General features: G+C 67.3%; 11 protein-coding genes. 4 read left to right on the plus strand and 7 right to left on the minus strand.

Annotated elements, in window-relative coordinates:
• Nucleotides 1-2: 2 nt before the first annotated feature.
• The 4 genes from ACTG4X_RS18535 to ACTG4X_RS18550 all read right to left on the minus strand — a co-directional run bounded on the left by ACTG4X_RS18535 (nucleotide 3) and on the right by ACTG4X_RS18550 (nucleotide 4,486).
• Nucleotides 3-1,463 carry an MFS transporter gene (locus ACTG4X_RS18535; RefSeq protein WP_440531593.1) on the minus strand — a complete coding sequence of 487 codons (1,461 nt, stop codon included), beginning with the start codon at nucleotides 1,461-1,463 and terminating at the stop codon, nucleotides 3-5.
• On the minus strand, nucleotides 1,463-2,686 hold the full coding sequence (locus ACTG4X_RS18540) for a multidrug effflux MFS transporter (RefSeq protein WP_440531594.1): 1,224 nt from the start codon (nucleotides 2,684-2,686) through the stop codon (nucleotides 1,463-1,465). The genes ACTG4X_RS18535 and ACTG4X_RS18540 overlap by 1 nt, the downstream gene beginning before the upstream one ends.
• A 128-nt stretch (nucleotides 2,687-2,814) precedes the next feature.
• Nucleotides 2,815-3,675, minus strand: coding sequence for a CmcJ/NvfI family oxidoreductase (locus tag ACTG4X_RS18545; protein ID WP_093173436.1), 861 nt, complete (start codon nucleotides 3,673-3,675; stop codon nucleotides 2,815-2,817).
• A 13-nt stretch (nucleotides 3,676-3,688) separates the two neighbouring features.
• Nucleotides 3,689-4,486: an SDR family NAD(P)-dependent oxidoreductase gene (locus ACTG4X_RS18550; protein WP_093173434.1), complete on the minus strand. Its 798-nt coding sequence runs from the start codon at nucleotides 4,484-4,486 to the stop codon at nucleotides 3,689-3,691.
• A 197-nt stretch (nucleotides 4,487-4,683) separates the two neighbouring features.
• Here ACTG4X_RS18550 and ACTG4X_RS18555 point away from each other — a divergent pair, with 197 nt between their 5' ends.
• From ACTG4X_RS18555 to ACTG4X_RS18565, 3 genes are all read left to right on the plus strand, one after another.
• A complete protein-coding gene (locus ACTG4X_RS18555; protein WP_440531595.1) occupies nucleotides 4,684-6,546 on the plus strand; it encodes a M48 family metallopeptidase in 1,863 nt (620 codons plus the stop codon).
• A 75-nt stretch (nucleotides 6,547-6,621) separates the two neighbouring features.
• Nucleotides 6,622-7,917 (plus strand): MFS transporter, encoded by a 1,296-nt coding sequence (locus ACTG4X_RS18560; protein WP_440531596.1) that lies wholly within the window; start codon nucleotides 6,622-6,624, stop codon nucleotides 7,915-7,917.
• A 159-nt stretch (nucleotides 7,918-8,076) separates the two neighbouring features.
• Nucleotides 8,077-8,238 (plus strand): HHHH-motif protein, encoded by a 162-nt coding sequence (locus tag ACTG4X_RS18565; RefSeq protein ID WP_165403270.1) that lies wholly within the window; start codon nucleotides 8,077-8,079, stop codon nucleotides 8,236-8,238.
• A gap of 76 nt (nucleotides 8,239-8,314) precedes the next feature.
• Here ACTG4X_RS18565 and ACTG4X_RS18570 read toward each other — a convergent pair whose 3' ends face one another.
• Entirely contained in the window at nucleotides 8,315-8,938 is a 624-nt protein-coding gene (locus ACTG4X_RS18570; protein WP_307615060.1) for a pyridoxamine 5'-phosphate oxidase family protein, read from the minus strand.
• Between the two features lie 32 nt (nucleotides 8,939-8,970).
• Nucleotides 8,971-10,137, minus strand: a complete 1,167-nt coding sequence (locus ACTG4X_RS18575; RefSeq protein WP_426388742.1) for an MFS transporter — start codon at nucleotides 10,135-10,137, stop codon at nucleotides 8,971-8,973.
• Between the two features lie 78 nt (nucleotides 10,138-10,215).
• Here ACTG4X_RS18575 and ACTG4X_RS18580 point away from each other — a divergent pair, with 78 nt between their 5' ends.
• Entirely contained in the window at nucleotides 10,216-11,103 is an 888-nt protein-coding gene (locus tag ACTG4X_RS18580; protein ID WP_093173426.1) for a LysR substrate-binding domain-containing protein, read from the plus strand.
• Between the two features lie 271 nt (nucleotides 11,104-11,374).
• Here the strand turns inward: ACTG4X_RS18580 and ACTG4X_RS18585 are convergent, their stop codons facing one another.
• Nucleotides 11,375-12,232: an NmrA family NAD(P)-binding protein gene (locus ACTG4X_RS18585; RefSeq protein ID WP_440531597.1), complete on the minus strand. Its 858-nt coding sequence runs from the start codon at nucleotides 12,230-12,232 to the stop codon at nucleotides 11,375-11,377.
• Between the last annotated feature and the right edge of the window lie 23 nt (nucleotides 12,233-12,255).

Here is a 12,255-nt window from a genome sequence, read left to right on the forward strand (position 1 = left end):
ATTCAGCCGCCCGGGCTTGTCGTCTTCAGGCGCAGCGTGCTGAAAACCGCTGCCACCGCGGCACAGCTGGCCGCCAGCACCAGCGCCACCACGGGGCCGTGGCCTCCATGCGGGCTCCAGACACTGAAAACGCCCGCCAGCACCACTGCGCCCAGCGTCTGGCCGGTCAGCCGCGCCGTGCCGAGCATGCCGCTGGCCGCACCGCTGCGGTGCGCCGGCGGCGAAGTCACGATGGTGTGGTTGTTGGGCGACTGGAACAGCCCGAAACCCAGCCCGCACAGCGCCATGCGCCACGCGATGTCGGCATTGCCCGGATTTGCCGGCAGCGCCGCCAGCAGCGCCAGGCCCATAGCCAGCAGGCCCAGCCCGATGCCGCCCAGCAGCCCGTCGGGATAGCGGCCGATCAGCTTTCCTGCGATGGGCGCCATCACCACGATGGCCAGCGGCCACGCCGTGATCAGCAACCCGGCCTCGATGTGGCTGCGGCCGTACACGTCCAGCAGCAGGAAAGGCAGCGCGATGTAGGCCAGCATCTGCGCGCAGAACGCGGCGACCGAAGTACCCATCGACAGTGCGAACACCGGAATGCGCAGCAGGTCGATGGGGAACAACGGCACCGCCTGCTTGCGCTGGCGCTGCAGGTAGATAAAGCCGACGACCAAGCCCGCCAGCAGGATGCCCCACGCCGAAGCGTGTGAACCAGTGGCGCCCTGCACCGCTCCTTCGCGCACGCCGAGCCGGTCGACGCCCAGGAACACCAGCGAGAACATCAGCACGTTGAGCGCCACGTCGATCGGCGAGAAGCGCAGTCCGGCCGCCGGTGCCACGCGATTGAACGGCAGCGCCTTCATGCCCAGCGCGAAGGTGACAAGGCCCAGCGGCACGTTGATGGCGAAGAGCCACGGCCACGATGCCACCGACAAAATGGCCGCCGCCACCGAAGGCCCGGCCACCGACGATGTGGCCACCACCAGCGAGTTGATGGCCATGCCCTTGCCCAGCTGAGCCGACGGATACGTCAGTCGCACCAGCGCCGCGTTCACGCTCATGATGCCGGCCGCGCCCAGCCCCTGGAAGGCGCGCGCCGCGATCAGCGTGCCGAGCGAATTCGCAAAGGTGGCAGCCAGCGACGACAACGTGAACACCGCCATCCCGACCAGGTACACGCGCCGGTAGCCCACGAGATCGCCCAGCGAAGCCAGCGGCAGCAGCATCACCAGCGTGGCGATCTGGTACGCATTGACCACCCAGATCGCCTGCGACGGGCTGGCCTGCAGCTCACGGGCGATGCCCGGCAGCGCCAGGTTGACGATGGTGCCGTCGAGCACCGCCACGATCAGCCCGAGGATGATGACCAGCATCGCCCAGCCGCGCTCCGGCTGGGCCAGCCCGTCAATGGGCTTGTGGACTGTGTTGTTGTCTTTGGTCACCGGGAGCCCGGCGCCAGCGTGTACCGTATTCATCAGGCTTGCTGCGCCCTTCCTGTCTTTTCAGTGGGCTCGGAACGCACGCCGCCCAGCGTGAGCCAGGTCAGCACCAGCGCGATGAGCGCGCCGCCGGCCATGCCGGCCACCATTGGCAGCGGCCGGCCGTCGGTGAAGAGACCCACCACCGCCATTGCCAGTGCGCCCGTCAGCATCTGCAGCGTGCCCAGCAGCGCCGAGGCCGTACCCGCGATGGCGCCGTGCATCTCGAGCGCCAGCACGCCGGTGGTCGGAATCACCAGGCCCATGAAGCCCGAGGCGATGAAGTACAGGACGATGAGCACCCAGATGTTGTCGCCGCCCATCGCGAAGTAGACGAACATCGCGACCATTGCCACGCCGCAGCACACCACGCCGAACTTGACGAGGTTGACCAGCCCGTAGCGTTCGCCCAGCGAGCCGGTGAACTGCGAGGCCGCGATGAAGGCCGCCGCGTTCACTCCGAAGGCCACGCTGTAGAGCGCGGGCGACAGGCCATAGTGGTCGATCATCACGAACGACGAATTCGCCAGGTAGGTGAAAAAGCCCGCCATTGCGAAGCTGCCGATGAACACCAGCCCGAGGTAATGCTTGTCGCGCAACAGCAGCCAGTAGGCCGACAGCGCGCTGCCGAGGCTGCTTTCGACGCGCTCCGAGGCCGGACGCGTTTCATCGAGCAGCCTGATCATCATCGCCAGGCCCGCCACGGCCGCGATGGTCACGGCCCAGAACACGCCGCGCCATCCGGCAACCGCGATTACCGCACTGCCCGCAAGCGGCGCAAGGATCGGCGACACGCTGAACACCAGCATCAGCAGCGACATCAGCCGCGCGGCATCGGTGCCGGTGTGCAGGTCGCGCACCACGGCGCGCGGAATCGCCATGCCGGCCGCTGCGCCCAGGCCCTGGACGAAGCGCAGCACGATCAGCGTCTGGATGTCGGTAGCCATCGCGCAGCCCACGCTGGCGAGCGCGAACAGCAGCAGTCCCGCATGCAGCGGCGGCTTGCGGCCCACCATGTCGGAGATTGGCCCGTACAGCAGCTGACCCGCACCGAGCGACAGGAAGAACGCCGTGAGGCTCATCTGCACCGCGCCAATGTCGGCGTGCAGGCTCTGCCCGATGGCCGGCAGCGCCGGCAGGTACATGTCGATGGCGAAAGGCCCGATGGCCGAGAGCAGGCCCAGCAGCAGGGCCATCTTGAAGAAAGGGGAAGAACGCATTGAACCGATTGTCGCCAAGGGCGGTGATCGGTGCAGGCGTGGGGTCAGCGCCCGGCTGGTGCTAATTCAGGGCAAAGAATCGCGCGGGCGAGAGGTTGTAGAACTTTGTTCGGAAGAACAGTTTCAACTTATTTGCCGGCGGGCCAGAACACCAGCGCGCGCAGTTCGATGCTGCGCCGTGGCGGCGCCTCGCGCGAACCTGTCGGGTCTTCGAACGCAGTATGCGCGGTGTAGCGCGCCACACCGTCTTCGCGCGAGTCGTAGATCTTCAGCAGCAGGGCCTCGTCGGGCCGCATGCGCGGGAACCAGTACCAGCGGTGCTCCGGGTTCCAGGTGAACGAATAGGTCTCGCCCACCTTGTCGGGGTAGACCAGGTCGCTGGGCACGAGGTCCTTGGGCGAGATGGAACGCGCATCGCACAGTGCGAGCGGCAGGCGCTCCACGGTGGCCAGCGGGCGCCACAGGTTGATGATCGCGAAGCGGTGCTTCAAGCGTTCCTCGGCTTCTTCGGGCGGCAGGTGGGCGTGCACCCGGCGCGGCGCGGAGACGAAAGTCTGGTCGTTGTGCACGCGGCGCACCGGCTCGCGCAGCTCGGCCGTGCGGCGCGAACCCTGCGCGCTGTCGCGCAGCGTGTGGTCGAACACCACGATCTTCTCGGCGCCCGTGACGTCGCGCAGCAGGGCTTCGGCTTCGCGGTAGTAGATGTCGCGGATCGTGGCGTCCTGCGAAAAATCGGCGAGCACGCTGCGATGCGAAATCTGCGTGAAGCCGCTGCGGTCGAGCGTCAGTTCGTTCAGCGCCACCAGCGGGCGGCCGTCGCGGATCGTCACGCGGCGCGGCTCCAGTTCGCCCGTGACCCAGGGCGTGCCGGGCGGTGGCTCGAAGGTGTAGCTCACGGGCCGGCCCTGGCCCGCCTTCAGGTAGTTGAGTTCTGCTTCCACCGAGGGCAGCGTGGCGGCAAGCATCTGTCCATTCGATCCGACGCTCATGTGGCGTGACTCCTCAAAACGGTTCCTTGAACGGCCGCAGGTCGAGTTCCTGCGTCCATGCGCTGCGGTGCTGCACATGCAGCTGCCAGTAACTTTCGGCGATGGCTTCGAGCTGCAACAGGCCGTCGTCGCCGGCTTGTTCCACGCGCTGCGGCGCGTTGTTGCGCAGGCGCTCGCCGTCGATGCCGCCATCGATCACCACATGCGCCACATGAATGCCCTGCGGGCCGAATTCGCGCGCCAGGCTCTGGCTCAGAGAACGCAACGCAGCCTTGGCCGCAGCGAAGGCCGCGAACGGCGGCTTGCCGCGCAGCGCCGCGGTGGCGCCGGTGAACAGCAAGGTGCCGCGTGCGTGCGCCCCAGCTGCCTCGAAGGAATTGGCCAGCAGGCCGCGCAGCGCCTCGTGCCCGAAGATGAAGCCGCCCAGCGCGCTGGTGCGCCAGGCCTGCGTGAACTGGTCGACCGACAGCTCCAGCGTTGGCGCGCGCACCCCGCTCGCGGCATTGAAGATGGCCACGATGAGCGGGCCCAGCGCCCTCGCCTTCTGCGCGATACCGTGCATCTCGGCCTCGCTCGCCACGTCGCCCGCAAAGGCATGAGCCCGACCGCCGGCAGCAACGATTTCGCCGGCCACCGCATCGAGCTGGGCCTGCGTGCGGCCGGTCAGCGCAACGATGAAACCTTCGGCCGCGAAACGCCGTGCGAGTGCCGCACCCAGGCCCGCGCTGGCGCCGACACCGGCGATCCATGCAACGGGCGATGGCCCTGAACCAGACGACGACGGAGATGGAGTGACGGAGGTGACAGTCATGAATGAGCACGAAGGCTATACCTGCACCCCGGGCCTCGGAACGATGCAAAAGGGATAACCTTATTCGGCAGCAGGTCGGTGCGCGGCGCTGCTTGACGTTGCACCGGGCTTCACTGCACGCGCCGCGCCCGCTACCCTATCGCCTTCCCGGACCGTCTACAACAACTCACAGCAATCGCTATCCAGGAGCAGCACCCATGGCCCTCGCACGCACGATCCATGCCGACCTCTTGCGCGTGTTTCTTCTCACGCTCGTGTCGCTGTTCGCCATTCCGGCGGCGACACTGGTCTTCACCGAATACGCACTGCGTTCGCAGGATGCGGAATTCCTGCAGGCCATGGAAAAGCGCATCGCCGGCGACTCCCGCCTGTCGTCCGCAGACAAGACCGAGGCCACCGAGTTCTACCGCAGCCATCCGCTCTCCAAGGCCTGCGACGCCACTGCGCCGGAAGACAGGAACTTCCACGACAAGGTGTGTCGCCCCTACTCCATGCAGTGGCAGTTCCACTGGGCCGACCGCGCCGCCATCTGGACCATCGTGCTCGGCGCCGCGCTGCTCGCGGCGGCACTGGTGCTGGGCGCGCTGGCCTTTGCCAACCGCGGCCTGCGCTATGCCAGCTTCGTCGCCGGCTGGCGGCTCATGACGGTGTCGAGCGCGGTCGAGGTCGTGCTGCAAAGCGCGATGCTGGTGTGGCTGTCGTTCTGGCTCACGGCGTACTTCTGGCAGAGCTACTACGTCAAGCTGATCGCGCTGGCGGGCATCGCGGCCGGGGCCGCGGTGTTCTATGCGATCTACACGCTCTTCAAGAAGCTGCCCTGGGGCAACGAGATCGAGGGCGAGCTGATCTCGCAGGCCGACGCGCCGCGCCTGTGGGAGCGCATCCGGCAGTTGGCTGGCCGCGTCAAGACCACGCCGCCAGACCAGATCGTGGCCGGCATCGACACCAACTTCTTCGTGACCGAAGCACCGTGCGAGGTCAAGGGCCGCACCTTTCAAGGCCGCACGCTGTTCGTCAGCCTTCCGCTGCTGCGCGTGCTCGACCAGACCGAAGCTGATGCAGTGCTCGCGCACGAGCTGGCTCATCTGGGCGGCGGCGACACCCGCAGCAGCGCGGCGCTCGGCCCCAAGCTGCTGCAGTTCGACCAGTACACATGGAAGATGCGCAGTGGCGGCCTCACCATCGTTGCGCACTACCTGCTACGGCTGTACCGCATGATCTTCTCGTTCGCCCTGGCGCGCGACAGCCGCGAGCGCGAATACAAGGCCGACCGCGTGGCCGCCGGCCTCACTGGGCCGCACGCCATCGTGCAATCGCTCATCAAGATCTCGGCTTACGCGAGCTACCGCAACGACGTCGAGCGCAAGCTGTTCGCGCAGAACCGCGAGCATGACGGCGCGCTGGGCATCGCCCGCTTCGTCGCGGATGGCCTGCCGCCCTATGCAAGCTCAGACGTGTTCATCGAGGCGATGAAAACGGCCGACGTGCCGCATCCCTACGATAGTCATCCGCCGCTGCTGGAGCGCATGCGCAACGTCGGCCATCACGTACCCGAGAGCGCCTACGGCGCCATCGTCGCGACCGCACCTGAGGCCTCATGGGCCGACGACATCGAAACCGCCCCCGCCATCGAGCAGCGCCTGTGGAGCGAGTACGAGCAGCGCTTCGTGCAGAACCACGAGCTGAGCCTGGCCTACCGCTACGAGCCGGCCACCGAGGAAGAGCGCGCAGTGGTGCTGCGGCACTTTCCGCCGGTGAGCTTCGCGCTGAAGAACGGCGAGCGCATCGACATCACTTACGCCGGCTTGCACCCCGGTGCCGATGGAGGCTCGACGATCGGGTGGGACGAAGTCAAGGGCCTGACCTACAAGGACAGCAGCTTCGGCGACACCCTCATCGTCACCCACCACGACAAGGGCATGCTGGGCGCGCGCACCACCAAGGTGAAGCTCGCGGGCCTTGGCAAGCAGAAAGAAAACTTCAAGGCCGCCGTCGGGCACTACTGGCAACGGCACCAGATCATGAGGGCACAACAACAACGGCAACAACAGCAGTCATGACACCCGGCGGCACCGCCGCCCCTCCCCCTTCCCGACAAGCTCCATAAAACCATCCAACACCGGAGACAACCAACCGTGAACCCCATCGAACAAAGAACCATCTCCAAGATCAGCTGGCGACTCCTGCCGCTGCTCATGGTCAGCTACTTCATCGCCTACCTCGACCGCGTGAACCTCGGCTTTGCCGGCGCGGCCATGTCCAAGGACCTGGGCTTCACCGCCGCCGTGTTCGGCAGCGCCGCCGGCATCTTCTTCCTTGCCTACTTCCTGTTCGAGGTGCCGAGCAACATGGCGCTGGAGCGCTTCGGTGCGCGCCGCTGGATCGCCCGCATCATGTTCAGCTGGGGCATCCTCTCGGCGGCCCAGGCCTGGGTGGGCGGCTCGACCAGCTTCAACATAGTGCGGTTCCTCTTGGGCATTGCCGAGGCCGGGTTCTTCCCGGGCGTGATCTTCTACATCACGCTGTGGTTTCCGGCGGCGTACCGCGCGCGCATCGTGGGCTGGTTCATGTTCGCCATTCCCATCTCGACCGTCATCGGCTCGCCGATCTCGGGCTACATCCTCAACATGGACGGCGTCGGCGGCATGCACGGCTGGCAGTGGCTGTTCATCCTCGAGGCGATTCCCTCGCTGATCCTGACCTTCTTCGTGCTGATGTACCTGCCCGACGGCCCGAAGGACGCCAAGTGGCTCACCACCGAAGAGCGCAGCTGGCTGGAGCAGACGCTCGACTCGGAGCGCCGCAACCGCGAGTCGATCAACAAGATCTCGTGGAAGCAATCGCTGCTGAACCCGCGCGTGATCGGGCTGGGCTTTGTCTACATGGGCATCACCGTGCCGCTGTATGGCCTGAGCTTCTTCCTGCCGCAGATCATCAAGGGCTTCGGCGGGCTGAGCAACGTGGAGATCGGCTTCATCAACGCCTTTCCTTACCTGGTGGGCGCCATCGCGATGCTGTTCTGGACACGAGCGTCGGACGCGCGCAAGGAGCGCAAGTGGTTCCTGCTGATTCCGCTGGCCTGCATCTTCGTTGGCCTGGTGCTGGCCGCCCAGACCAGCGCGCCCATCCCGAAGATGGCCGCCGTGACGCTGGCCGCCTTCGGCATCTTCAGCGCGCTGCCCACCTTCTGGACACTGCCCACCGCCATCCTGAGCGGCACCGCGGCCGCGGCGGGCATTGCGTGGATCAACTCCATCGGCAACCTGGGCGGCTACATCGGCCCGACGATCTTCGGCGCGCTGAAGGACCGGATGGGCAACGACATCTACGCCGTGATCTTCCTGGCGCTGCTGTCGGCGGTGGCGTTCGGGCTGGTGCTGATCATCGGGCACGACTCGCGCACCGAGCAGGCTGCGCCTGGGCGGGCCTGATTCGGGTTAGCCCCAACGCCCGTGGCGCTGCGCCCCGTGCAATTTTTCACGCCACAACCGCTACCAAATGTCATCTAAATGTGGCGCCAGGGCGTTCTGCAAGGGCGCCCGTTGAACGACGCATTCCTTTGATCGATGTCTTTGCTTAGAAAGAACCCCATGAAGACCAAGCAGCTCATCCTCTCCAGCATCCTCGCGTTCGCCGGCCTTGCCATGCTGGCACCGAGCATCGCCTCGGCCGCGCCGTACCACCCCAAGAAGCACAAGGTGTGCAAGTGGGACGCGCGTCATCACCACCGTGTTTGCCACTGGGTGCGTTGATTCCCCCGGTGCAAACCGCTTGAAGAAGCCCGCTGATGCGGGCTTTTTTCATGGGCGACTGAAACAGGCTTTCAAGTCAATACAGCGTCGCCCGCTGCCGCGCCGGCAGCTCCCGGTCATACGTCTCCCCATCGAACTCCGACGCGGTCAGCGCCGAAAGAATCGCCCCCGGCGTCGGCACCTCGCGCTTCGCATCCGCCGGCACCGGCGCCCACAGCTTCGAGCGCTGGATCGCCCGGGCGCACTGGAAGAACACCGTGTCGACGGTGATCCGGATCACGCATTGCGGCGGCTTGCCGTCCATTGCGAGGCGTTCGAGCAGCGCTGGCTCGACCGTGATGTGCGCCCTGCCGTTCACCCGCAGCGTCTCGCCGACCCCGGGAATCAGAAACAGCAGCGCCACGCGCGGGTCGGCCACGATGTTGCGCAGGCTGTCGATGCGGTTGTTGCCGCGGCGCTCGGGCATGAGCAGCGTCTTCTCGTCCTGCACAACGACAAAGCCCGGCGGATCGCCGCGCGGCGAGGCGTCGAGGCCGCCGGGGCCGGTGGTGGCGAGCACGGCAAAGGGCGACGCGGCAATCAGCGCCTGGTAGGCCGGGTGCAGGTACGGAACCTCTTTCTTGAGCGAGGCCTCGCCGGCTTCGCCGAACAGGGCTTCGAGCTTCGTCACGGTGTCGATGGCGTGCGGTGTCGTGGTCATGGCGATGATTCCTGAGTAAAGAGTGTGACGGTTCAGCCGGCCGTGCGCGCGGCATCGGCCGCGGGCGATGACGCGCTCCAGCCGCAGGCCAGCGCCGCCAGCGCAAGAAGCGCTGCAGCCACGCCGTAGATCCAAGGCGGTGACGCAACCGGCAGCAGCAGGCCCGCGATCAGCGGCCCGGTGCCGGCGCCGATGTCGCGCCACACCGAGCGCGCGGCCAGCGCCTGCACGCGCTCCGGACCGGGCGTGCGCCGGGCCACGATGGGCGGCAGCAAGGGCAGTTGCAAGGCGCGCAGCACCACGATCAGCGCCGCGCAGCTCCACAGCCAGCCAAGGCCGAAGCCCACGAGCGCAATGGCCGTGACGAGCGACAGGCCCACCAGCAAACGCTCGGCGCCGAAGCGCTCGGCCATGTGGCCGCCGACCGGGCTCAGCAAAATCTCCGCCAGGTAGCGCAGCGCCATCAGCACACCGGCCACGATCACCGCGCCACCCGGCAGCAGGTCCTTGCCGAGGTACGAGAGGCCGACGATGAAGAGCCCGTCGAGCGTCAGCCCTTCCATGAACGACCAGCTGTCCAGGCTGTTGGGCCGGCTGAAGCGCCGCTTCGGCTTGGCCACAGGGTGCGGCACCGCCGGCAGCCGCCGAGTAACGAACCACGCAAGCAGCGAAAACACCGCGAGGATGCCGAAGATCGTGCGCGGCCCGCTCCAGTGCGCCAGCAGCGCACCCAGCGGCAGCGCCAGCACCGGCCCCACCGCGATGAAGGCCCGCGAGCGCCCGTTGCGCCGAGCCGCACCCACCGGATCGGCCGTGGCCAGTGCCTGTGTCGACAGGTTCAGCGCCGCGAAGCACAGGCCCCACATCAGCCGCAGTGGCAGCAGCGCCCAGAAGCCCGAGAGCGTGGCGTAGCCCAGTCCGCACACTGCCGCTGCCAGGACGGCGATCGTGCAGGTCAGCCGGTCGCCGTTGCGGGCGTAGAAGCGTGCAACGAATCCATAGCCGGCAATGCGCACCAGCCGGTTGGCCGCGAGCAGCATGCCGGCCTCGGCCAGCGTCACGCCGAACTCGCTGGCATACATCGGCAGCAGCAGGTAGAGCACGACGTCGGCCGGCAGCGAAAGACCGAGCGCCATCGCCGCGTGGCGGGAATTCAGGTCAGTGGGGGTGGGGTTGGAAGCGAGGGGTATGCGTGACATCGAGCCCTGATGGTGCGCCGCCACATGCCACCCCGACAAACGACATTAACGCCCGCCATGCGTGAGAAAATCGCACGCATGCCGCTTCGAGAGCCTCCCCTCAACGCCGTGCGGGCCTTTGCCGCCGCGGCGCGCCACCTCAGCTTCACTCGCGCAGCGCTCGAACTGCATGTCACGCACAGCGCGGTGAGCCGGCAGATCAAGAGCCTGGAAGAGTTCCTTGGCGTCGCGCTGTTCGAACGGCGCATCCGCCAGGTCGCGCTGACTGCCGAGGGGCAGCAGTTCTTCGCGGAGGTGGAGCCGGCGCTTGCGCAGATCGGCGCGGCGGCGCGCTCGCTGCAATTGCAGGGGCCCGCCCGGGCGGTGCGGATCAACGTGCGCCCTTCTTTCGCGGTGCGCTGGCTCATTCCGCGCCTGCCTTCCTTCGTCGAGCGCTATCCCGACATCGAGCCGCAGGTTGTCACCAGTACCGTCATGCCTGAGCAGGCCATCGACAGCTTCGACATCGCGGTGCGCCGCGGGCTAGACGGCTGGCCGCCTTCGATCGAAGTGCAGCCCTTTCTCGAAGACGAGGTGCTGGTGGTCGGCGCGCCCGCGTTGTTCGAGACGCATCCGTTGCCCGACCTGCGCGCCCTCGCCTCGCACGTGCTGCTGTCGGCCAAGACGCGCAAGGACGACTGGGACGCCTGGAAGAAGCAGGTCGGCGCCCCGCGCACCCGTCCGGCGGGCCGGCTGCAGTTCGACCACCTGCACTTCGTGCTCCAGGCCGCGGTCGACGGACTGGGCGTTGCGCTGGCGCCGACCTCGCTGGTGTCGCACGACCTGGCCTCGGGCCGCCTGCAATCGCCGCTACCTGCGCTGCGCATGACGCTGGAGCGCTATTACTACGGCCTGGCGCCCGACGCCGCACCGGAGGCGGCGTACGTGGCCGAGTGGTTCGAGGAAATGCAGGCCGAAGGCGCCTAGGGCCTGTTCACACTATTTCCGGGGTCGCGAAGGTCAGCCAGCGAGGGCCAATCAAGGCGCGTGACGCCGCGCGTGCATGCGCACGCGCAAGGAACGCAACGCCGAGTGGCCCTCGCTGGCTGACCTTCCCGCAGGGTTGGCGGGCCAAGGGGCTGTCTGCGGCGTTGCCCGCGCTTGCAAGGCTTCAGCCTTGCTGCGCCCGTGCGCCTTGCATCCAGCCCCTTGGCCCACCAACGCGACCCCGGAAATAGTGTGAACAGGCCCTAGCCAATCAGCCGACGAGCGAGCGGATCACCTCCGACACGCCCACCTTGCCCCTGCGCACGCTCGCATCGCTTCCCTCGAATCGGATCCATCCTTCGTTGAAGCCGTCGAGCATCTGGATGCGCGGCACCGGGTCGCGCATGCCCTGCGCGCGGAAGATCGCGCCCCAGGTCTCGCGCGGCACCACCTCCGCGTGCACCGGACGGCCCAATACCTGCGAGAGCGCAGCTGCAATCGCGTGCTGCGTCAGCCGCTCGGGGCCTTCGAGTTCGACGATGCGCGGCGCCTCGCCTTCTTGCACAAGGAGTTCAGCGGCAGCGCTGCCCACATCGGCCGTGGCCACCATCGGCACGGCCCGCTCCAGCGGCTGCAGGTAGCTCGACAGCACACCCTGCTCGCGGGCCTGAGTAATGTCCCAGCGCAGGTTCTCAAGGAACCACGCCGGCCGCAGGAACGTGACCGGAAACGGCAGCGTGCGCAGCGCTTCTTCCATCAACGTGCGCTGGCTCAGCAGATTGGGCTGCGCGGCCTGCGCGCCGACGGTCGACAGGCACACCACGCGCGGCGGCCGGGCGGTGTCGAGTGCCTGGCGCACCGCGGCGTTCTCGGCCCTGGCCTCTGGAAAACCCGGCTCGGGGTCGAAGTTCGGCGGCGGCAGCACGAAGACGCCGGCCGTACCCGCGAAGGCCCGCGCCAATGCCGCGGCATCGTCCATCGCTGCGATGGCGACCTCGCAGCCGAGCTCCGCCCAGACACGGCCCTTGGCTTCGTCGCGGACGACCGCGCGAACGGGCTTGCCCTGGGCCAGCAAAGCGCGCGCGACGGCGCCGCCCACTTGACCCGTGATTCCGGTAATTGCGTACATGAGACTTTCTTTCTTCACTTGAT

The organism is Variovorax sp. YR566, from assembly GCF_051992195.1.
Lineage (GTDB): Bacteria > Pseudomonadota > Gammaproteobacteria > Burkholderiales > Burkholderiaceae_C > Variovorax.

Bases quoted from the DNA above. Each gene is read 5' to 3' on its own strand.
- ACTG4X_RS18540 (WP_440531594.1), bottom strand. From the start codon at position 2,686: ATGCGTTCTTCCCCTTTCTTCAAGATGGCCCTGCTGCTGGGCCTGCTC.
- ACTG4X_RS18555 (WP_440531595.1), top strand. From the start codon at position 4,684: ATGGCCCTCGCACGCACGATCCATGCCGACCTCTTGCGCGTGTTTCTT.
- ACTG4X_RS18545 (WP_093173436.1), bottom strand. From the start codon at position 3,675: ATGAGCGTCGGATCGAATGGACAGATGCTTGCCGCCACGCTGCCCTCG.
- ACTG4X_RS18580 (WP_093173426.1), top strand. From the start codon at position 10,216: ATGCCGCTTCGAGAGCCTCCCCTCAACGCCGTGCGGGCCTTTGCCGCC.
- ACTG4X_RS18565 (WP_165403270.1), top strand. From the start codon at position 8,077: ATGAAGACCAAGCAGCTCATCCTCTCCAGCATCCTCGCGTTCGCCGGC.
- ACTG4X_RS18550 (WP_093173434.1), bottom strand. From the start codon at position 4,486: ATGACTGTCACCTCCGTCACTCCATCTCCGTCGTCGTCTGGTTCAGGG.
- ACTG4X_RS18575 (WP_426388742.1), bottom strand. From the start codon at position 10,137: ATGTCACGCATACCCCTCGCTTCCAACCCCACCCCCACTGACCTGAAT.
- ACTG4X_RS18535 (WP_440531593.1), bottom strand. From the start codon at position 1,463: ATGAATACGGTACACGCTGGCGCCGGGCTCCCGGTGACCAAAGACAAC.
- ACTG4X_RS18585 (WP_440531597.1), bottom strand. From the start codon at position 12,232: ATGTACGCAATTACCGGAATCACGGGTCAAGTGGGCGGCGCCGTCGCG.
- ACTG4X_RS18570 (WP_307615060.1), bottom strand. From the start codon at position 8,938: ATGACCACGACACCGCACGCCATCGACACCGTGACGAAGCTCGAAGCC.